General features: G+C 47.3%; 14 protein-coding genes and 3 pseudogenes. 16 read left to right on the top strand and 1 reads right to left on the bottom strand.

Going from position 1 to position 19,586, the window contains the following annotated elements; translation table 11 throughout:
* Positions 1-158 precede the first annotated feature (158 nt).
* The 11 genes and pseudogenes from pyrR (at position 159) to NXM86_RS12630 (ending at position 12,485) form a co-directional block, all read left to right on the top strand.
* Positions 159-698, top strand: a complete 540-nt coding sequence (pyrR, locus tag NXM86_RS12680) for a bifunctional pyr operon transcriptional regulator/uracil phosphoribosyltransferase PyrR (RefSeq protein ID WP_081189378.1) — start codon at positions 159-161, stop codon at positions 696-698.
* Positions 699-834: 136 nt separating this feature from the next.
* Positions 835-2,139, top strand: a complete 1,305-nt coding sequence (locus NXM86_RS12675) for a solute carrier family 23 protein (protein ID WP_498958115.1) — start codon at positions 835-837, stop codon at positions 2,137-2,139.
* Positions 2,140-2,317: 178 nt separating this feature from the next.
* Positions 2,318-3,247, top strand: coding sequence for an aspartate carbamoyltransferase catalytic subunit (locus NXM86_RS12670; RefSeq protein WP_015863379.1), 930 nt, complete (start codon positions 2,318-2,320; stop codon positions 3,245-3,247).
* Entirely contained in the window at positions 3,210-4,493 is a 1,284-nt protein-coding gene (gene pyrC, locus NXM86_RS12665; RefSeq protein WP_498958113.1) for a dihydroorotase, read from the top strand. The genes NXM86_RS12670 and pyrC overlap by 38 nt, the downstream gene beginning before the upstream one ends.
* The gene (locus tag NXM86_RS12660) at positions 4,494-5,588 is read left to right on the top strand and encodes a carbamoyl phosphate synthase small subunit (RefSeq protein WP_205423947.1); all 1,095 of its coding nucleotides are present in this window, start codon (positions 4,494-4,496) and stop codon (positions 5,586-5,588) included.
* Positions 5,581-8,777 (top strand): annotated as a pseudogene (carB, locus tag NXM86_RS12655) (carbamoyl-phosphate synthase large subunit). The gene NXM86_RS12660 and the pseudogene carB overlap by 8 nt, the downstream one beginning before the upstream one ends.
* Positions 8,774-9,546, top strand: a pseudogene (locus NXM86_RS12650) (dihydroorotate dehydrogenase electron transfer subunit). Before carB ends, NXM86_RS12650 begins: the two co-directional pseudogenes overlap by 4 nt.
* A complete protein-coding gene (locus NXM86_RS12645; protein WP_089097050.1) occupies positions 9,543-10,484 on the top strand; it encodes a dihydroorotate dehydrogenase in 942 nt (313 codons plus the stop codon). The pseudogene NXM86_RS12650 and the gene NXM86_RS12645 overlap by 4 nt, the downstream one beginning before the upstream one ends.
* On the top strand, positions 10,456-11,175 hold the full coding sequence (gene pyrF, locus NXM86_RS12640) for an orotidine-5'-phosphate decarboxylase (RefSeq protein WP_089097051.1): 720 nt from the start codon (positions 10,456-10,458) through the stop codon (positions 11,173-11,175). The genes NXM86_RS12645 and pyrF overlap by 29 nt, the downstream gene beginning before the upstream one ends.
* Positions 11,172-11,795: an orotate phosphoribosyltransferase gene (pyrE, locus tag NXM86_RS12635; protein WP_015863386.1), complete on the top strand. Its 624-nt coding sequence runs from the start codon at positions 11,172-11,174 to the stop codon at positions 11,793-11,795. The genes pyrF and pyrE overlap by 4 nt, the downstream gene beginning before the upstream one ends.
* 126 nt (positions 11,796-11,921) lie before the next feature.
* On the top strand, positions 11,922-12,485 hold the full coding sequence (locus NXM86_RS12630; RefSeq protein WP_171698684.1) for a Uma2 family endonuclease: 564 nt from the start codon (positions 11,922-11,924) through the stop codon (positions 12,483-12,485).
* Between the two features lie 42 nt (positions 12,486-12,527).
* Here NXM86_RS12630 and NXM86_RS12625 read toward each other — a convergent pair whose 3' ends face one another.
* The gene (locus NXM86_RS12625; protein WP_498958112.1) at positions 12,528-14,240 is read right to left on the bottom strand and encodes an Rqc2 family fibronectin-binding protein; all 1,713 of its coding nucleotides are present in this window, start codon (positions 14,238-14,240) and stop codon (positions 12,528-12,530) included.
* Positions 14,241-14,344: 104 nt separating this feature from the next.
* On the opposite strand from NXM86_RS12625, the pseudogene NXM86_RS12620 reads away from it, so the two are divergent.
* From NXM86_RS12620 to rpoZ, 5 genes and pseudogenes are all read left to right on the top strand, one after another.
* Positions 14,345-17,016, top strand: a pseudogene (locus tag NXM86_RS12620) (calcium-translocating P-type ATPase, SERCA-type).
* Positions 17,017-17,504: 488 nt separating this feature from the next.
* The gene (locus NXM86_RS12615; protein ID WP_089097054.1) at positions 17,505-18,380 is read left to right on the top strand and encodes a YicC/YloC family endoribonuclease; all 876 of its coding nucleotides are present in this window, start codon (positions 17,505-17,507) and stop codon (positions 18,378-18,380) included.
* A gap of 56 nt (positions 18,381-18,436) precedes the next feature.
* Positions 18,437-18,700: an extracellular matrix/biofilm regulator RemA gene (gene remA / locus NXM86_RS12610; RefSeq protein WP_015863391.1), complete on the top strand. Its 264-nt coding sequence runs from the start codon at positions 18,437-18,439 to the stop codon at positions 18,698-18,700.
* Between the two features lie 14 nt (positions 18,701-18,714).
* Positions 18,715-19,329: a guanylate kinase gene (gene gmk, locus NXM86_RS12605; protein WP_015863392.1), complete on the top strand. Its 615-nt coding sequence runs from the start codon at positions 18,715-18,717 to the stop codon at positions 19,327-19,329.
* A 3-nt stretch (positions 19,330-19,332) separates the two neighbouring features.
* Entirely contained in the window at positions 19,333-19,530 is a 198-nt protein-coding gene (gene rpoZ / locus NXM86_RS12600; RefSeq protein ID WP_015863393.1) for a DNA-directed RNA polymerase subunit omega, read from the top strand.
* Positions 19,531-19,586: the final 56 nt, after the last annotated feature.

The raw sequence follows: 19,586 nt of genomic DNA, 5'->3' as shown, positions 1-19,586 counted from the left end.
AAATGAATAAGAACCTTTAAATTCAGTCCTGTGAGGCTGAGAAGGGATCGGATCAATATCAATATGATAACGTAAGGCGCAGTATGTCTTGTTCTGTACGCGTGAACGGTTCCTCTCGCTTCCTGGGCGGGAGGATTTTTTTATGGAGGTGAAATGGCATGCAAAAAGCCGTCGTATTAGACGAACAAGCGATTCGCCGCGCATTGACGCGGATTGCCCATGAAATTATCGAACGCAACAAAGGCATTGATGACTGTGTGCTTATCGGCATTAAAACGCGCGGCATTTATTTAGCAAAACGATTAGCGGAACGGATTGAACAAATTGAAGGAAAAGCAGTCCCTGTTGGTGAATTAGATATTACATTGTATCGCGATGATTTAACGGTAAAAACGATCGACCACGAGCCGCTAGTGAAAGGAACGGATGTACCGTTTGATGTGACGAATAAAAAAGTAATATTAGTGGATGATGTATTGTTTACCGGACGAACGGTGCGCGCGGCGATGGACGCGGTGATGGATCTTGGGCGTCCGGCACAAATTCAGCTTGCGGTGCTTGTCGATCGCGGCCATCGCGAACTGCCGATCCGCGCTGATTTCGTCGGCAAAAACATTCCAACATCAAGCTCCGAATTGATTGTTGTTGAGTTGACGGAAGTCGATGAACTGGACCAAGTCAGCATTCATGAAAAATAAAAGCAATCCCTTTTAAATGCAGTCCCGAGAGGCTGCAAAAGGGACGGAAAGATAGGCTCGGACTATCTCTGTACCCTCTTTGCACCCTCAAGGGCAAAGAGGTTTTTTTATGCAAAAGAAGAAAGGGGTTTTTACGATGAACAAACCTGTGTTAGATATTCAAGACCGGCCATCGCCGATGCAATGGTTAACCCTTAGTTTACAACATTTGTTCGCCATGTTCGGGGCGACGATTTTAGTGCCTTATTTAGTCGGATTAAGCCCGTCGATTGCACTCATTTCCAGCGGGATCGGAACGCTTGCTTTTCTCATGATCACGAAATGGCAGGTTCCTGCATACCTCGGTTCATCGTTCGCTTTCATCGCTCCTATTATTGCAACGAAAACAGCGGGGGGACCAGGGGCGGCGATGATCGGCAGTTTTCTGGCAGGACTTGTGTATGGCATTGTGGCGCTCGTCATTAAAAAGGCTGGCTACCGTTGGATTATGAAGCTATTGCCGCCAATTGTCGTCGGACCGGTGATCATTGTGATCGGTCTTGGATTGGCGAATACCGCTGTGAATATGGCGATGAACAACCCGGATGGAAAATACAGTTTCACATACTTTTCGGTTGCGCTTGTCACGCTTGCGGCAACGATTGTTTGCTCTATTTTCTTGCGCGGCATGCTCAGTTTAGTCCCAGTGCTAGCAGGGATTATCGTTGGTTATGTATACGCGCTTATTGTCGGGGTTGTTGATTTCTCGAAAGTCGTGGAAGCAAAATGGTTCGAAATGCCGGACTTTCTCCTTCCATTTGTCGATTATCCAGTTCACATCACGTGGGACATTGTGCTGCTAATGACGCCAGTCGCGATAGTGACGCTATCTGAACACATCGGGCACCAGCTTGTGTTAAGTAAAGTCGTCGGACGCGATTTAATTCAAAAACCAGGTTTGCATCGCTCGATTTTAGGAGATGGTACTGCGACGATGATTTCTGCGCTTATCGGCGGACCGCCAAAAACAACGTACGGCGAGAACATCGGAGTATTGGCGATTACACGGGTCTATAGCGTCTACGTGTTAGCGGGCGCGGCGATGATTGCGATTATCTTTGGATTTATCGGAAAAGTAACCGCGCTTATTAGCTCGATTCCAACCCCGGTGATGGGAGGCGTGTCGATCTTGTTGTTCGGAATTATCGCCTCTTCCGGCTTGCGCATGCTTGTCGATAGCCGCATCGATTTTGGAGACAAACGCAACTTAGTCATCTCTTCTGTTATCTTAGTCATTGGAATTGGCGGCGCGGTGTTAAAAGTGACAGAACAATTCCAAATTCAAGGTATGGCGCTTGCGGCAATTATTGGTGTCCTCTTAAACCTTATTTTACCGGGTCGCCCGGAAGTAAACGAAAATATGTTCGAAGTAAAAGAAAATAGTAACGATCATGTGGCATAACTGCACCTTTTAATTAAGTCCAGAGAGACTTAAAAGGGTGTTACGACGAGAAGGAAAAAGGTAGATCGTTGTCTGGAAAGACGAAAGTTGCTTTCTGGTCCCTTTTTGCGAACTGTGTAACACCCTGTCTCTAGGCAGGGTGTTTTTTTATGAGAAATCAAGCAAAGGAGAGAAAACGATGGCACATTTGTTTACATTATCTGAACTGTCCGTCACGGAAATTATCCGATTATTAGAGGATGCGGAGCAATTTAGAAAAGGACATTTTTGGCGTCCGCCTGAACCGATGTTTATCGCCAATTTGTTTTTTGAACCAAGCACACGGACAAAATGCAGCTTTGAAATGGCGGAACGGAAACTAGGGCTTCACGTGATTCCGTTTGATGCCGATATGTCGAGCGTACAAAAAGGAGAAACATTGTACGACACGGTCCGCACGCTTGAGGCGATCGGGGTAAACGCGCTTGTTATTCGTCATTCGCAAGATGCGTATTTTGAAGAGCTTCGTCATACGGTCCGCACTCCCATCATTAACGCTGGTGACGGCTGCGGGCATCATCCGACGCAATCGCTCTTAGATTTGCTCACCATCCGGCAGGAGTTTGGCACATTTGCCGGGCTGACTGCAGCAATCATCGGGGATATTCGTCACAGCCGCGTAGCCCGCTCTAATGCCGAAGTGCTGACAAGACTCGGAGCGAAGGTGTTATTTTCGAGTCCCGAAGAATGGAAAGATGAAGCAAATCCATATGGTACGTATGTAGATATTGATACAGCGGTAGCGGAGGCGGATGTCATCATGCTGCTGCGCATCCAGCATGAACGGCACGCGGAAAAAATGGGGCTGACAAAAGAACAGTATCATGAGCGCTATGGACTGACGATAAAGCGGGCGAAAAAGATGAAAGCAAACAGCATTATTTTGCATCCGGCGCCAGTCAATCGCGATGTCGAAATTGAAAGCAGCCTTGTTGAATCGGAACGCTCGCGCATTTTTAAGCAAATGGAAAACGGAGTCTATGTGCGGATGGCTGTGTTAAAACGAGCAATCGAAGAAGGGAGAATGGCCAATGGCAATTATTTTGAAAAATGGCAAGTCGTTCAATAAAGATGGTGTGATCGAACGGACGGAACTAAAAATCGAAAATGGATTTATTACCGCCATCGACTCTAAGCTTCACAGTGAAGAAGCAGACGAAGTTATCGATGTACAAGGGAAGTTGATATCAGCCGGATTTATCGATTTGCATGTTCACCTGCGCGAACCGGGCGGCGAAGCGAAAGAAACGATTGCCACCGGAACGCTGGCAGCAGCAAAAGGTGGTTTTACCACAGTGGCGGCAATGCCGAATACGCGACCAGTGCCGGATACGAAAGAACAAATGGAATGGCTTTGCAAGCGGATCCGCGAAACGGCTTATGTCCATGTGCTTCCATATGCGGCCATTACGGTCGGCCAGCAAGGAACAGAGCTGACCGACTTCGCCGCATTAAAAGAAGCGGGTGCGTTCGCGTTTACCGATGACGGGGTAGGCGTGCAGTCTGCCGGCATGATGTATGAAGCGATGAAGCGGGCTGCTGCACTAGATATGGCGATTGTCGCCCATTGCGAAGATAACACGCTGGCGAATCGCGGTGTGGTGCATGATGGCGAATTTGCGCACCGCTACGGGCTATATGGAATTCCATCCGTATGCGAATCGGTACATATCGCACGTGATGTGCTATTAGCGGAAGCAACGGGATGTCACTACCATGTGTGCCATATTAGCACGAAAGAATCGGTCCGCGTTGTCCGCGATGCAAAACGGGCAGGAATTCGCGTCACCGCGGAAGTGACGCCGCATCATCTTCTTTTATGCGATGAAGATATTCCAGGCCCTGACGCGAATTATAAGATGAATCCGCCGCTTCGCAGCAAAGAAGACCGCGAGGCGTTAATCGAGGGGCTGCTTGATGGCACGATCGACTTTATCGCAACCGACCATGCCCCGCATACGGAAGCGGAAAAACAAAAAGGAATCAATGCCGCCCCGTTTGGCATTGTCGGTTTGGAAACGGCGTTTCCGCTCCTTTATACCCACTTGGTCGAAACGAACATATTGACACTGAAGCAGCTGATTGATTTGCTGACGGTGAAGCCGGCTGAATGCTTCGGCTTGCCGCTTGGAAAGATTGCTGTCGGCGAGCGGGCGGATATTACGATTATAGATTTAGAGACCGAAGAAGTAATTGATCCACAGACGTTTGTATCCAAAGGGAAAAATACTCCATTTGCCGGTTGGAAATGTAAGGGTTGGCCGGTGATGACGTTTGTCGGCGGAAAACTAGTTTGGCAGAAAGGAAGAGAATAAATGAAACGGCAGCTTGTATTAGAAGACGGTACGTTTTTTATCGGCGACGCGTTTGGCAGCACGGAAAAAATGGTTGGAGAAGTGGTGTTTAACACGGGAATGACCGGTTATCAAGAAATTTTAACCGATCCTTCTTATTGCGGACAAATTGTAACAATGACGTATCCGCTCATCGGCAATTATGGCATTAATCACGATGATTTTGAATCGATTGAACCGCATGTTCATGGTTTCATTGTTAAAGAAGTGTGCGACTCACCATCCAATTGGCGAAACGAAATGACGCTCGATCAGTATTTAAAAGAAAAACGGATCCCGGGGTTATCAGGAATCGATACGCGAAAATTAACGCGGATTATTCGAAAATATGGTACGCTCAAAGGAATGATCTGCGATTTAGATGCAAGCGTGCAAGAGGTTGTCGAATACTTGAAAACAACGGAACTGCCGAGAGATCAAGTGAAGCGCGTCTCGACAAAAAGCCCGTATCCAAGCCCGGGGCGAGGCTATCGCGTCGTCCTCGTTGATTTCGGCATGAAACATGGCATTTTGCGCGAATTAAATAAGCGAAATTGCGATGTGATTGTGCTTCCATATAACGCGGCCGCGGAAGATGTATTACGTTTGCACCCGGACGGAGTAATGTTATCAAACGGTCCTGGAGACCCGAAAGATGTGCCGGAAGCGATCGAAATGATTCGAGGCATTCTCGGCAAAGTGCCGCTCTTTGGCATCTGCCTCGGCCATCAGCTGTTCGCGCTCGCCTGTGGCGCCGATACGGAAAAAATGAAATTCGGCCATCGCGGCTCAAATCATCCAGTGAAGCATTTGGCGACGGGAAAAGTAGCGATCACTTCACAAAATCATGGCTATACTGTCAAAAAAGAATCATTGCAACACACAAGATTAGAAGTAACCCACATCGCTTTAAACGACGGCACGGTAGAAGGATTGCGGCATCTTGATTATCCGGCGTTTACGGTGCAATACCACCCGGAAGCCTCACCTGGTCCTGAGGATGATAACTCGTTATTTGATGAGTTTATTGAGATGATTCGCGAGTTTAAAAAGAAAGGGGAAATCGTTCATGCCTAAACGCCAAGACATTGAAACGATTTTAGTGATCGGTTCCGGCCCGATTGTCATCGGCCAGGCGGCGGAGTTTGATTATGCGGGCACACAGGCATGTTTGGCGCTAAAGGAAGAAGGATACAAAGTTATTTTAGTTAACTCCAATCCAGCAACGATTATGACCGATACGGAAATTGCCGACAAAGTATATATGGAGCCGCTCACGCTCGAATTCGTTTCTCGCATTATCCGCAAAGAACGTCCGGACGCGATTTGCCGACACTTGGCGGACAGACTGGGCTAAACTTGGCGGTCGAGCTTGCTAGAACGGGGGTGCTCGCAGAATGCGGCGTTGAAATTTTAGGAACAAAATTAGAAGCAATTGAAAAAGCGGAAGACCGCGAACAATTTCGCGCGCTCATGAACGAACTTGGCGAACCGGTTCCGGAAAGCGAAATTATTCATAGCTTGGAAGAAGCATACGCTTTCGTGGAAAAGGTCGGCTATCCGGTTATCGTCCGCCCGGCGTTTACGCTCGGCGGCACTGGCGGCGGCATTTGCAAAAACGAGGAAGAATTGATCGATATCGTTTCTACTGGGTTAAAACTAAGCCCTGTTCATCAATGCTTGCTAGAAAAAAGCATCGCGGGCTATAAAGAAATCGAGTATGAAGTGATGCGCGACGCCAACGATAACGCGATCGTCGTCTGCAATATGGAAAATATCGATCCGGTCGGCATTCACACCGGCGATTCGATCGTCGTCGCTCCAAGCCAAACGCTAAGCGACCGCGAATATCAATTGCTGCGCAACGCGTCGCTAAGAATCATTCGCGCTCTTGGCATCGAAGGCGGCTGCAACGTGCAGCTGGCGCTCGATCCGCATAGCTTCCATTACTACGTTATTGAAGTCAACCCGCGCGTCAGCCGCTCATCGGCGTTAGCGTCGAAAGCGACGGGCTATCCGATTGCCAAGCTTGCTGCAAAAATTGCCGTTGGCTTAACGTTAGATGAAATGATTAACCCGGTTACGGGGAAAACATACGCTTGCTTTGAACCAACGCTCGATTACGTTGTGACGAAAATTCCGCGCTTTCCGTTCGATAAATTCGAATCGGCCAACCGCCGTCTTGGCACGCAAATGAAAGCCACAGGCGAAGTGATGGCGATCGGACGGACGCTAGAAGAGTCACTGTTAAAAGCGGTTCGCTCCCTTGAGACGAACGTCTACCATCTCGAACTTAAAGATGCCGAAAACATATCAGATGAGTTAATCGAAAAGCGGATTCGCAAAGCGGGAGATGAACGCCTCTTCTATATTGCCGAGGCGCTTCGCCGCGGTTTTACTGTCGAGCAAATTCACGAGTGGAGCCAAATTGACCGATTTTTCTTAACCAAAATCGAAAACATCGTCCGCTTTGAAAACGTTGTTCGTGACTATAAGGGGGATATCGAAGTACTGCGAAAAGCGAAAGAAATGGGCTTTTCCGATGTAGCCATCGCCAAGCTTTGGAACAAGAGTGAGCGCGATGTGTATGAGATGCGCAAACAAGCAGGAATCATTCCTGTATATAAAATGGTGGATACATGCGCGGCGGAATTTGAATCAGAAACGCCGTATTACTACAGCACGTACGAAGACGAAAACGAATCGGTCGTCACCGACCGAGAAAGCGTCGTTGTGCTCGGCTCAGGACCAATTCGCATCGGGCAAGGGATTGAATTCGATTATGCGACCGTTCATTCGGTCTGGGCGATTAAAGAAGCGGGCTATGAGGCGATTATTATCAACAACAATCCGGAAACGGTGTCGACCGACTTCAGCATATCGGACAAATTATATTTCGAGCCGTTAACCATTGAAGATGTGATGCATGTCATTGATTTAGAAAAGCCGATCGGGGTTATCGTGCAATTCGGCGGCCAGACGGCAATCAACTTGGCGGCCGAATTAGCGGCGCGAGGCGTCCGCATTTTAGGAACGTCGCTTGAGGACTTAGACCGCGCCGAAGACCGTGACAAATTTGAACAAACGTTATCGGAGCTAGGCATTCCGCAGCCGCAAGGAAAAACGGCATTTTCCGTCGAGGAAGCGGTGCGGATTGCTGAGGAAATCGGCTATCCGGTGCTTGTTCGTCCATCGTATGTTCTTGGCGGCCGCGCAATGGAAATCGTGTATCAAGAAGAAGAACTATTGCACTACATGGAGCACGCCGTCAAAGTGAACCCGCAGCATCCGGTTCTCATCGATCGCTATTTAATCGGAAAAAAAATCGAGGTGGATGCGATTTCTGACGGAGAAACGGTGTTTATCCCGGGAATTATGGAACATATCGAACGGGCGGGCGTGCATTCCGGCGACTCGATTGCCGTTTATCCGCCGCAAACGTTAACGGAGGACATCAAGCAAAAAATCGTCGATTACACGATTAAATTGGCAAGAGGATTGCGCATTGTTGGATTATTGAATATCCAATTTGTTATGTATCAAGGCGAAGTGTACGTGCTGGAAGTAAATCCGCGTTCAAGCCGCACGGTGCCGTTTTTAAGCAAAATTACCAATGTGCCGATGGCGAATATCGCGACGAAAGTCATTTTAGGAGCGAAACTCGCGGAACTTGGCTATGAAACAGGCTTGAGGCAAGAAAGCGAAGGAGTATACGTGAAAGCACCGGTCTTCTCATTTGCCAAACTGCGCAACGTCGATATTTCGCTCGGTCCGGAAATGAAATCAACCGGCGAAGTGATCGGCAAAGACGTGACATTTGAAAAAGCGTTATATAAAGGGTTAGTTGCTTCGGGAATCCATATTCGTCCATACGGAGCTGTCCTATTGACGGTTGCCGATAAAGATAAAGAAGATGCGATTGAACTTGCAAGACGTTTCTATCAAATTGGCTATCAGCTGCTCGCGACAAACGGCACGGCGGAAGCGTTAAAAGCGGCGGACATTCCGGTAACCGTCGTCAATAAAATCCATTCCGCATCGCCGAACATTTTAGATGTGATTCGTCAAGGGAAAGCGCAAGTTGTCATCAACACGCTTACAAAAGGAAAACAGCCGGAAAGCGATGGATTCCGCATTCGCCGTGAAGCGGTCGAAAACGGCATTCCATGCTTAACCTCGCTGGATACGGCGAAGGCGATGCTTCAAGTCATCGAATCGATGACGTTTTCGACAACGGCGATGACACAAGGGATGGTGCGCGTATGATGAAACAAGAACAAATGACGGTTGTCCGTCACAAGCCGATTGCAAAAAACATTTACGAACTAACGTTAAGCGGCCATTTAGTTGAGGAAATGAATGCACCAGGCCAATTTGTCCATGTGAAAGTGACTTCGCAAGCGGACCCGCTCCTGCGCCGTCCGCTTAGCCTTTGCCGCATCGATCAAGATGCGAGGGAATGTACGCTCATTTATCGGAAAGAAGGAATTGGCACGACATTGCTTTCGGAAAAACGGCCTGGGGAAACAATCGACGTGCTCGGCCCGCTCGGAAACGGATTTCCACTCGATGCCGTAGAGAAAGGACAGCGCGCGCTTTTTGTCGGCGGCGGCATCGGTGTTCCTCCGCTTTACGAATTAGCGAAACAACTTGTCAAAAAGGAGTTATCGTCACAAGCGTGCTCGGCTTTCAAACGAAAGAGGTCGTCTTTTATGAACGGGAGTTTGCAGAGTTCGGGGAAACGTATATCGCCACTGTCGATGGCTCTCACGGAACGAAAGGATTTGTCACCGATGTCATCCATGAGCGGGCGATTTCGTTTGACGTCTTGTACGCATGCGGGCCGAAACCGATGTTAAAGGCGCTAGAACAAATGTTTCCAGATAAAGAAGTATATCTTTCATTAGAAGAACGGATGGGTTGCGGCATCGGCGCGTGTTTTGCCTGTGTCTGCCGCGTTCCTGGCAGTGAAACGGCGTATAAAAAAGTATGCAGCGACGGTCCTGTGTTTAAAGCCGGGGAGGTGGTGTTATGAACCGTTTAGCGGTCGAACTGCCGGGGCTTTCGCTTAAAAATCCGATTATGCCGGCATCAGGATGTTTCGGATTTGGCCGCGAATATGCGCAATTTTATGACTTAAGCAAGCTTGGCGCGATTATGATCAAAGCGACAACAAAAGAACCGCGCTTTGGCAATCCGACGCCAAGAGTGGCGGAAACGCCAAGCGGAATGCTAAACGCCATCGGTCTGCAAAACCCTGGCTTAGAAAAAGTAATGAAAGAAGAACTGCCGTGGCTTGCGCAATTTGATGTTCCGATTATCGCGAATGTGGCTGGCTCGACGATGGAGGAATATGTAGAGGTTGCCAAACATATTTCCAAAGCGCCAAATGTTCACGCGCTCGAGCTCAATATTTCCTGTCCAAATGTCAAAAAAGGCGGCATTGCGTTTGGCACCGTTCCGGAAATTGCCGCAGAACTCACGAAGCTCGTGAAAGAAGTGTCCGAAGTGCCTGTCTATGTCAAGCTTTCGCCAAACGTCACCAACATTGTCGAGATGGCGAAAGCGATTGAAGCGGCGGGAGCGGACGGACTAACGATGATTAATACACTTCTTGGCATGCGCATCGATGTGAAAACGGCAAAGCCGATTTTGGCGAACCGAACCGGGGGATTATCGGGACCGGCGATTAAGCCGATTGCGATCCGCATGATTTACGAAGTAAGCCAAGCCGTTTCGATTCCGATTATCGGCATGGGCGGCATTCAATCTGCTGAAGATGTCATTGAGTTTTTCTATGCCGGCGCCAGCGCCGTTGCAATTGGGACAGCGAATTTTATCGACCCGTTTGTCTGCCCGAACATTATTGACAAACTGCCGGCGCTTTTGGACGAGCTTGGCATCGACCACATTTCCGAATGCATGGGAAGGAGCTGGAAAAAAGGTGAACGATCCGTTTATTGTGGCGCTTGATTTTTCGTCGGGCAAGGAAGTACGAACATTTTTACAGCCATTTTCTCATACATCGCTATTTGTCAAAGTGGGCATGGAATTATACTATCAAGAAGGTCCCGCGATCATTCATAGCTTAAAAGAACAAGGACACCGGATTTTCCTTGATTTAAAGCTGCATGATATTCCGAATACGGTCAAACGCGCCATGCAGGGATTGGCCCGTTTAGAGGTCGATTTAGTCAACGTCCATGCCGCCGGTGGAACGCGGATGATGGAAGCGGCGCTCGAAGGATTAGAAGCGGGAACGCCAAACGGAGCGCGCCGTCCATATTGCATCGCCGTCACGCAGCTGACAAGCACAAGCGAGCAAATGCTGCATAACGAACTTTGGATCGGCCGGACAATGGAAGAAACGGTGCTTCATTACGCGGCACTGGCGAAACAAAGCGGGCTTGACGGGGTCGTCTGCTCGGCAAAAGAAGTGCCGCTTATCCGCAAACATTGCGGAGAAGCCTTTTTGACCGTTACCCCAGGCATTCGCTTTGCCGATGATGAAAAAAACGATCAAGTCCGCGTCGTCACCCCATATGAAGCAAAAAAACTCGGCGCAAGCTTTATTGTCATCGGTAGAAGCATTACCTGCGCAGAAAATCCAATTGCGGCTTATGAGCGTTTGCAACAGGAATGGAAGGGAGAAGAGAAGAAATGAAAAAAGAAATCGCTGCACATTTGCTTGAAATCGGTGCGGTATCGCTAGAGCCGCAAGAACCGTTTACTTGGTCGTCCGGATTAAAATCGCCGATTTATTGCGATAACCGTCTTACACTTGCGTATCCGAACGTACGAAACGCGATCGCCGATGGGCTCACTAAGCTGATCCGCGCACATTTTTCCAACGTCGAAGCAATCGCCGGAACGGCCACAGCCGGCATTCCACATGCGGCATGGGTCAGTGAACGGCTAAACCTGCCGATGTGCTACGTGCGCAGCCAAGCAAAAGGCCACGGAAAAGGAAAGCAGATTGAAGGAAAAGTCGACAAAGGACAAAAGGTCGTTGTCGTTGAGGACTTAATTTCTACAGGCGGAAGCTCTTTGAATGCCGTCCGCGCATTGCGGGAAGCAGGCTGTCAAGTACTTGGTATCGTCGCCATTTTTACGTACGGACTCGAAAAAGCAAAACAAGCATTTGCGGAAAATAACGTAGAAGTGTATACACTGACAGATTACGACACACTTATTGAAACCGCAGTCGAACTGGGCGTTGTGACAGAACAAGACCTCACCACTTTAAGAAAATGGCGGGAAAACCCGGAAGAGTGGGGAAAATAAAATGGATGCGAGTAAGAGAGCGCACAGCGGAACGCGCTCTTTTTTTCATGATCCCGCTCCGTTCTTTTGATTAAGGAGAGCAGGTAATATAATAGAAGTATATAAGAGAGGAAAAGAGGGATTATGATGTCCTTACCGCGATTTTCCAACGTTTCGTATGAAGAATATTTAGCGCTGCGGGAGAAAAGCGAAGACCGCTTGGAATATATTGACGGCGTCGTGTATATGACTCCTTCCCCAAGCATTAAACATCAGCTTGTTTCGAGCAATATTCATACGCAGTTCGGAATTTATTTGAAAAGGGAAAAGTACAAAGTATTTGCCGCGCCGACAGACATCGAGTTAGTTAGCGAGAAGTTTCCTGATCGAAAAGTGGTCATTCCCGACCTTAGCATTATTTGTGATGAAAAAGGGTTTACCGAGACGAAATATATCGGTGTTCCTACACTGATTGTGGAAATATTAAGCCCTTCCAATCAGGCGCATGATTTAGTGACAAAGTTTAACTTATATATGGCCTACGGTGTGAAAGAATATTGGATTGTGAATCCGATGAAGGATGCGATTACGGTTTATACGTTAAATGAGGAAGGATTATATGAACAAGCCGATATCAAAGCAGGGACGGGCGTTGTCCAATCGGTTTGTTTTCTGGGGTTGGCATTAAATCTCGAAGAAATATTCACATAAAGAAATACCTCCCAACACGAAGCGTGGGAGGTATTTGTTATGTTATTGCTTTTTCATTCGAATCACCAAATCCTCATCCGGCGTGACGTAAATCGTTTGCTGGTTTTCGTAAATCACAAAACCCGGTTTGGCGCCGCTCGGTTTTTTCACATAGCGGACGCGCGTGTAGTCGACGGGAACGGAGCTCGATTGGCGCGCTTTGCTGAAGTAGGCGGCGAGGTTGGCCGCCTCCGCAATTGTTTGCTCTGACGGGTTTTTGCTGCGGATGACGACGTGTGAGCCGGGAATGTCTTTCGTATGCAGCCAAATCTCGTCTTTATGCGCTAGTTTTGTTGTTAAATAATCGTTTTGCTTGTTGTTTTTCCCAACCAGAATTTCCGTGCCGTCGCTTGCGACGTAGCGATCCAGCTCGATCTTCCGTGGTTTTTGTTTTTTCGTTTGTTTCGTGGCGCGCGCCCGCAAATATCCTTGTTCGATCAACTCCTCGCGAATTTCCTCGACATCTTTCGGCGCAGCGGTTTCCAGCTGCTGGAGAAGCGTATTGAAATAAGCGATTTCTTCGTTCGTGCGCTTAATTTGTTCTTGGACGACGTTTAACGAGTTTTTCGCTTTTTGGTATTTTTGAAAATAGCTTTGCGCGTTTTCCGACGGCGATTTTTGCGGATCGAGCGGAATCGTCACCGTCGCGCCGTTTTCGTCGTAATAGTTGATCACTTCGATTTCTTTCATTCCCCGCTTGATGGCGTACAGGTTAGCGGTTAACAGTTCCCCGTAAAGCCGATATTGTTCTGCTTGTTTTGCCTCCTCTAATGTTTGTTTCAGCTTGATCAGCTTTTTTTCATTTTTCGCTTTTTCGTTCGCAATAAACCGCTCGAGATCGTGAGCTTGCTGTTTCACGCGGTCGCGCTCGGCTTTGCCGAAGTAAAAGCGGTCAAGAAGCTCACTAAGCGTATCAAATGGCTTTGCTTCTACCTGCAAATGGGTAAGTGGAAGCGCGTAAAACCATTCTTTTTCCCCATTTGTATACATCGCGGGAGCAAAGCGATGGGCGCGCACTTCATCCATCAACGAGATAAAGCTTTTTGGAAGTGTTGCCCGATTCGCAAGCCCGGCGCGAAAAACGATTTCTTTTGCTAAGAGCGGCGAAATGCCCGAAAATGCAGCAACGAGCTGCTCCGCTAATTTCCCCGCATGAAAATCAATTTTTTTCAAGACTGTTTCTTCGGTTGCTTCAAGCGGATTTATTTTCCCGTGCGATGGCGGTGCGATGTACTCATGGCCAGGAAGCACCGTACGATACCGGTTGACGGCAGGGGAGAGGTGTTTAATGCTGTCGATAATCGTGTTTGTATCTTTGTCGATCAAAATAATGTTGCTATGCCGTCCCATAATTTCGATGATGAGCTGTCTAGTATGGATATCGCCAATCTCGTTTCTCCCTTTTGTCTCAATAGTGATGATGCGGTCGAAATCGACTTGGCGGATCGCTTCGATGATGCTTCCTTCTAAATGTTTGCGCAAAAGCATACAAAACATCGGCGGTTCTGCCGGATTGTCATACGTTTCATTCGTTAAATGAACGCGCGCATAGCTCGGATGCGCAGACAGCAGCAATTTATAATTTCGCCCGTGCGAGCGGATTTGCAATACGAGTTCGTGGGCAAACGGCTGATGAATTTTCGTGATGCGCCCTCCTTCAAGCGCTTGTTGCAACTCTTTTGTCATTGCGTATGTAAATACTCCGTCAAATGCCATGGAAAAACACCTTTCTGCTTATTTTTTACATTAATATCATATCATTTTTTTGGACATGTCTGAATAAGCTTTCATAGAGAAGCGAAGAGGAGGGAGAAACGTCGATGCAATGGCATACGCTCGCATCTAATGAAGTCGCGAAGGAAACGAACACGAACATCGCTACAGGATTAACGACAGAAGAAGCGAAAAAGCGTCTGAAACGGTTCGGATATAACGAGTTAAAAGAAGCGAAAAAACAGTCGGCGCTTTTGTTGTTTTTGAATCAGTTTAAAGATTTTATGGTGCTTGTGTTGCTGGTTGCTACCGTTATTTCGGGACTGCTAGGCGAATATGTCGATGCGGTTGCCATCATTGTTATTGTCATCATGAACGGATTTTTAGGATTTTTCCAAGAACGGCGTGCCGAGAAATCATTAGAGGCGCTGAAACAATTATCGGCACCGCAGGCGACGGTGTTGCGCGATGGGGAATGGGTGAAAATTCCATCGCAAGAACTTGTTGTCGGCGATATTATCAAGTTTTCAAGCGGAGACCGAATCGGAGCCGATGTTCGCTTAATTGATGCAAAAGGGCTGGAAATCGAAGAATCGGCGCTAACGGGTGAGTCGGTGCCAACGGCGAAATCAGCCGCACCGCTTATGAACGAAAATGCTGCGATTGGTGATTTACATAATATGGCTTTCATGGGCACCCTTGTAACAAGAGGAAGCGGCGTTGGCATTGTGATTGCAACGGGAATGAAAACGGCGATGGGACAAATCGCGAATCTGCTTCAAGAAGCGGAAACGGTGATGACTCCGTTGCAGCACAGGCTCGAGCAGCTTGGGAAAATTTTAATTGCTGTTGCCCTGCTGCTTACGATTCTCGTTGTCGCAGTCGGTGTCATTCAAGGGCACGGCTTATATGAAATGTTTTTAGCAGGTGTTTCGCTAGCGGTTGCCGCGATCCCAGAAGGATTGCCAGCGATTGTAACGATTGCGCTCGCGCTTGGTGTGCAGCGGATGATTAAGAAAAACGCGATTGTCCGCAAATTACCGGCTGTAGAAACGTTAGGATGCGCTTCTGTCATTTGTTCCGACAAAACAGGAACAATGACGGAAAATATGATGACGGTGACGCATATTTGGGCAAGCGGGAAAAGCTTTTCAGTCAGCGGTACAGGGCTTGAAACATCCGGGCAATTTTATGAAAACGGCCATCCTGTTGATCCAAGAAAGGATACAGTCTTACATCAATTGCTTACGTTTGGAGTTCTTTGCAATAGTTCACAATTAAGAGAAAAAGAAAAACGCCGTTACATTGACGGCGATCCGACCGAAGGCGCTTTGCTTGTCGCCGCGATGAAGGCGGGATTGACGAAAGAACGCATCGAAAACGAATTTACCGTGGAGCAAGAATTTCCGTTTGATTCGGACCGGAAAATGATGACGGTCATTGTGAAAGATAAAGCAGGCAAACGATTCATTGTGACAAAAGGAGCCCCAGACGTATTGTTGCAAGTGAGTAAGCAAATTTGGTGGAACGGCCGTGAGCAAATGATGACAACGGCATGGAGAAAGACTGTAAAAGATGTCATCCATCAAATGGCGAGCCAAGCGCTCCGCACGATTGCGATTGCTTATCGCCCGCTTCAAGCTTATGAGCGAATTACTTCAGAAAAAGAGGCCGAGAAAAATCTCGTGTTTATCGGAATTCAAGGAATGATCGACCCGCCGCGCCCAGAAGTGAAAAAAGCGGTGCAGCAGTGCAAGGAAGCGGGCATTAAAACAATCATGATCACTGGTGATCATGTGCTTACCGCCAAAGCGATTGCCAAGCAGCTTGGGGTGCTGCCGCCGAACGGAAAAATAATGGACGGCCCAACGTTGTCGCGGCTTTCGGTAGATGAACTTGAAGAAGTAGTCGATGATATTTATGTATTTGCCCGCGTTTCTCCGGAACATAAATTAAAAATTGTAAAAGCATTGCAACGGCGAGGGCATATTGTATCGATGACGGGCGACGGCGTGAACGACGCCCCGGCAATTAAGGCGGCCGATATAGGTGTGGCGATGGACGGTCCGGAACGGATGTTGCGAAAGAAGCGGCTTCGCTTGTGTTATTAGATGATAATTTCGCAACGATTCAAGCGGCGATTCAAGAAGGAAGAAATATTTACGAAAACATTCGCAAATTTATCCGCTATTTGTTAGCATCCAATGTTGGAGAAATTTTAGTCATGTTGTTTGCGATGCTGCTTGCTTTGCCTCTTCCGCTTGTGCCGATTCAAATTTTATGGGTGAACCTCGTTACCGACGGTCTTCCGGCGATGGCGTTAGGGATTGACCGCGCGGAAGAAAATGTAATGAAACGTCCTCCGCGCCATCCGAAAGAAGGGGTGTTTGCTCGCGGACTTGGCTGGAAAATTGTCAGCCGCGGCTTTGCCATCGGAATGGTGACGTTGGCGGCGTTTATGACCGCGTATGAACGAAGCGGGCATGAGCTTGTTTATGCACAGACGGTGGCGTTTGCGACGTTAGTGATGGCGCAGCTTATTCATGTATTTGACTGCCGGTGTGAGCGCTCGATTTTTGACCGCAATCCGCTTGAAAATATATACCTTGTTGGAGCAGTCATCATATCAATATTGTTATTGCTTGTCGTGATTTACTATCCACCGCTGCAGGGAATTTTTCATACCGTGCCGATCGCTTCGTTTGATTGGCTGCTCATTATTGGTTTAGCGGCACTTCCAACATTTTTGTTTTCCGGTTCACTTTTTACGAGAAAATGAAAAAGAGATATGATATAATATCCAAGGTGATAGAGGATCACTTAAAGAAACCGGTGCCATCGTGTATGGCGTTCCAAGAAGGAAAAACTATTTGCCCGTGATGTGAACCACTGCATTAGCAAGAAGATTGTTGAAAGGCAAAGGCACTCGATCGGCATTGCCTTGAGATTTAAGGCATCCGCCAACGCACGAGAACGGTTAAAAGCAACAGCGTGTCACACTTTCTGTCTTTATCATGAGTATAAAGCGGATCGCTGCGTGCGTGGTATTGTTCATCCAAAATACTTCCGCACCTGTCGGTTTGCGGACATGGGCCAAGAAACAGACGTCAGGATCAGTTTGGTTGTCGAGCTTGTGGGTACGCTGCCTGCGACAACGTGCTGCGGAAACTCCGCAGGGCTGCTGTCAACCAGCGAACGCGGAGCCAATTAGGCTAGTTGCAAGCCCACGCTTTAGCGTGGGTAGTTGACATAAACGGATGTGATGACATGGTTTATAGCATGACAGGCTTTGGACGCAGCACGAAAAAGAATGAACAGCTAAGCATTACCGTGGAAATGAAGTCAGTGAACCATCGCTTTTGTGAAATTTCCATCCGCATCCCTAGACAATGGATTGTTTTTGAGGATAAAATAAAAAAAGCAATTTTGCAGTACGTGAAACGGGGAAAAATCGAAGTTTTTGTCAATATCGAAGGCGATGGATTGGTGAAGCGAAAATTACATATTGATTGGGATTTAATGAAGGAGTATTATAATAGTTTGCAAAGAGCGAATGAGCAGTTTTCTTTGCATGATCGTGTGACACTTTCCCACTTATTTCAGCTCGAAGGTGTTGCGGAAATTATTGAAGAAGAAACCAACAATGAGGAAATGGAGCAACTGTTACTTGCAGCAGTCAAAGAGGCAGCAGAGCAACTTGCATTTATGCGTAAGCAGGAAGGTGAGGCGCTCCTTGTTGATATAAAAACGCAGCTTTCTAGTATTGAAAAAAGCGTGCAAGCGATTGAGGAGTGGGCCCCTTGCGTCATTGATCATTATCGCGAGCGGTTAATGAAACGTATCAATGAGCTTGTTCCACTTCCTGCCGATGAGTCACGCATTTTAACAGAGGTGGCGATTTTCGCGGAAAAAGCGGACATTAACGAAGAGCTAAAGCGGATTCGCAGCCACCTTAAGCAAGTTGCCGCAACGCTCGAAAAAGACGAACCAATCGGTCGAAAGCTTGACTTTTTAGTACAAGAGTTAAACCGAGAAGTGAATACGATCGGGGCAAAAGCGAACGATAGCCGAATTGCTGCGCAAGTAGTAGAGATGAAAAGCGCGCTCGAAAAGATGAAAGAGCAAGTGCAAAATATCGAGTAATCGTTTAGAACTGCCCAATTGCGGCAACAATAATTTTTATGGCAGGTGGGCATTTCGTGGGGATAAAATTTATTAATATCGGATATGGAAATATGGTATCAGCCGCTCGCATTATTACGATTGTCAGCCCCGATTCAGCACCAATTAAACGAATTATTCAAGATGCGAGAGAAAGCGGAAAATTAGTTGATGCCACTCATGGAAGGAGAACACGGGCTGTCATTATTATGGACAGCGATCATGTCATATTATCTTCCGTTCAACCGGAAACAGTAGCCAATCGTTTATATGGAAGCGATGATTTATCGGAGGAAGGGTAGGGTTTTATATATCTATGAGTGAAAGAGGATTATTGATTGTGTTGTCTGGACCGTCTGGCGTTGGAAAAGGAACGGTGCGAAAAGCATTGTTTTCCCAGCCGGATATTAATTTGCATTATTCCGTTTCCGTAACGACAAGGAAACCGCGGGAAGGAGAAGTCGATGGTGTCGATTACTTCTTTAAAACGCGCGAAGAATTTGAGCAAATGATTCGTGAAAACAAATTGCTTGAGTGGGCAGAATACGTTGGCAATTACTATGGAACTCCAATTGATTATGTGGAAAAAACGTTGCAAGAAGGAAAAGATGTGTTCTTGGAAATTGAAGTGCAAGGGGCGCTTCAAGTGCGCAAAGTGTTTCCGGAAGGTCTTTTTATCTTCCTTGCCCCTCCAAGTTTAAGCGAATTGGAAAAACGAATTATAGCGCGCGGTACAGAGTCAGAAGAGCTCATTCAAAATCGTTTGAAAGCAGCAAAAGAAGAACTTGAAATGATGGATGCTTACGATTATGTCGTGGAAAACGATAAAGTCGAGCTCGCGTGCGAGCGGATTAAAGCGATCGTGATTGCTGAACATTGCCGACGAGAACGTGTGGCAAAACGCTATAAAAAAATGTTGGGGGTGGAATAAAACATGTTATATCCTTCCATCGATCTATTGATGCAAAAGGTCGATTCGAAATATAAGCTTGTTACGGTTGCAGCGAAACGCGCGCGTCAACTTCAGGAAAATGAAGAATTAACCATTAAAAATCCGGTGTCGAAAAAATTTGTTGGGCAAGCTTTAGAGGAAATTGCTGCGGACCATATCGAATTAGTAGAAGAAAAATAACAACCTAGCTGTTAGGTTGTTATTTTTTTACAAAAGTATAGTAGAGGTGTTTCTAA

Origin of the sequence: Geobacillus sp. CX412, from assembly GCF_027942335.1 — a bacterium.
Lineage (GTDB): Bacteria > Bacillota > Bacilli > Bacillales > Anoxybacillaceae > Parageobacillus_B > Parageobacillus_B toebii.
Note: the sequence above shows the minus strand (reverse complement) of the source record. Positions and strands in the feature narration are given on the sequence as shown.

Bases quoted from the DNA above. Each gene is read 5' to 3' on its own strand.
- NXM86_RS12625 (WP_498958112.1), bottom strand. From the start codon at position 14,240: ATGGCATTTGACGGAGTATTTACATACGCAATGACAAAAGAGTTGCAA.
- pyrR (WP_081189378.1), top strand. From the start codon at position 159: ATGCAAAAAGCCGTCGTATTAGACGAACAAGCGATTCGCCGCGCATTG.
- NXM86_RS12630 (WP_171698684.1), top strand. From the start codon at position 11,922: ATGTCCTTACCGCGATTTTCCAACGTTTCGTATGAAGAATATTTAGCG.
- NXM86_RS12615 (WP_089097054.1), top strand. From the start codon at position 17,505: ATGGTTTATAGCATGACAGGCTTTGGACGCAGCACGAAAAAGAATGAA.
- rpoZ (WP_015863393.1), top strand. From the start codon at position 19,333: ATGTTATATCCTTCCATCGATCTATTGATGCAAAAGGTCGATTCGAAA.
- pyrC (WP_498958113.1), top strand. From the start codon at position 3,210: ATGGCAATTATTTTGAAAAATGGCAAGTCGTTCAATAAAGATGGTGTG.
- NXM86_RS12675 (WP_498958115.1), top strand. From the start codon at position 835: ATGAACAAACCTGTGTTAGATATTCAAGACCGGCCATCGCCGATGCAA.
- gmk (WP_015863392.1), top strand. From the start codon at position 18,715: ATGAGTGAAAGAGGATTATTGATTGTGTTGTCTGGACCGTCTGGCGTT.
- NXM86_RS12645 (WP_089097050.1), top strand. From the start codon at position 9,543: ATGAACCGTTTAGCGGTCGAACTGCCGGGGCTTTCGCTTAAAAATCCG.
- pyrE (WP_015863386.1), top strand. From the start codon at position 11,172: ATGAAAAAAGAAATCGCTGCACATTTGCTTGAAATCGGTGCGGTATCG.
- NXM86_RS12670 (WP_015863379.1), top strand. From the start codon at position 2,318: ATGGCACATTTGTTTACATTATCTGAACTGTCCGTCACGGAAATTATC.
- NXM86_RS12660 (WP_205423947.1), top strand. From the start codon at position 4,494: ATGAAACGGCAGCTTGTATTAGAAGACGGTACGTTTTTTATCGGCGAC.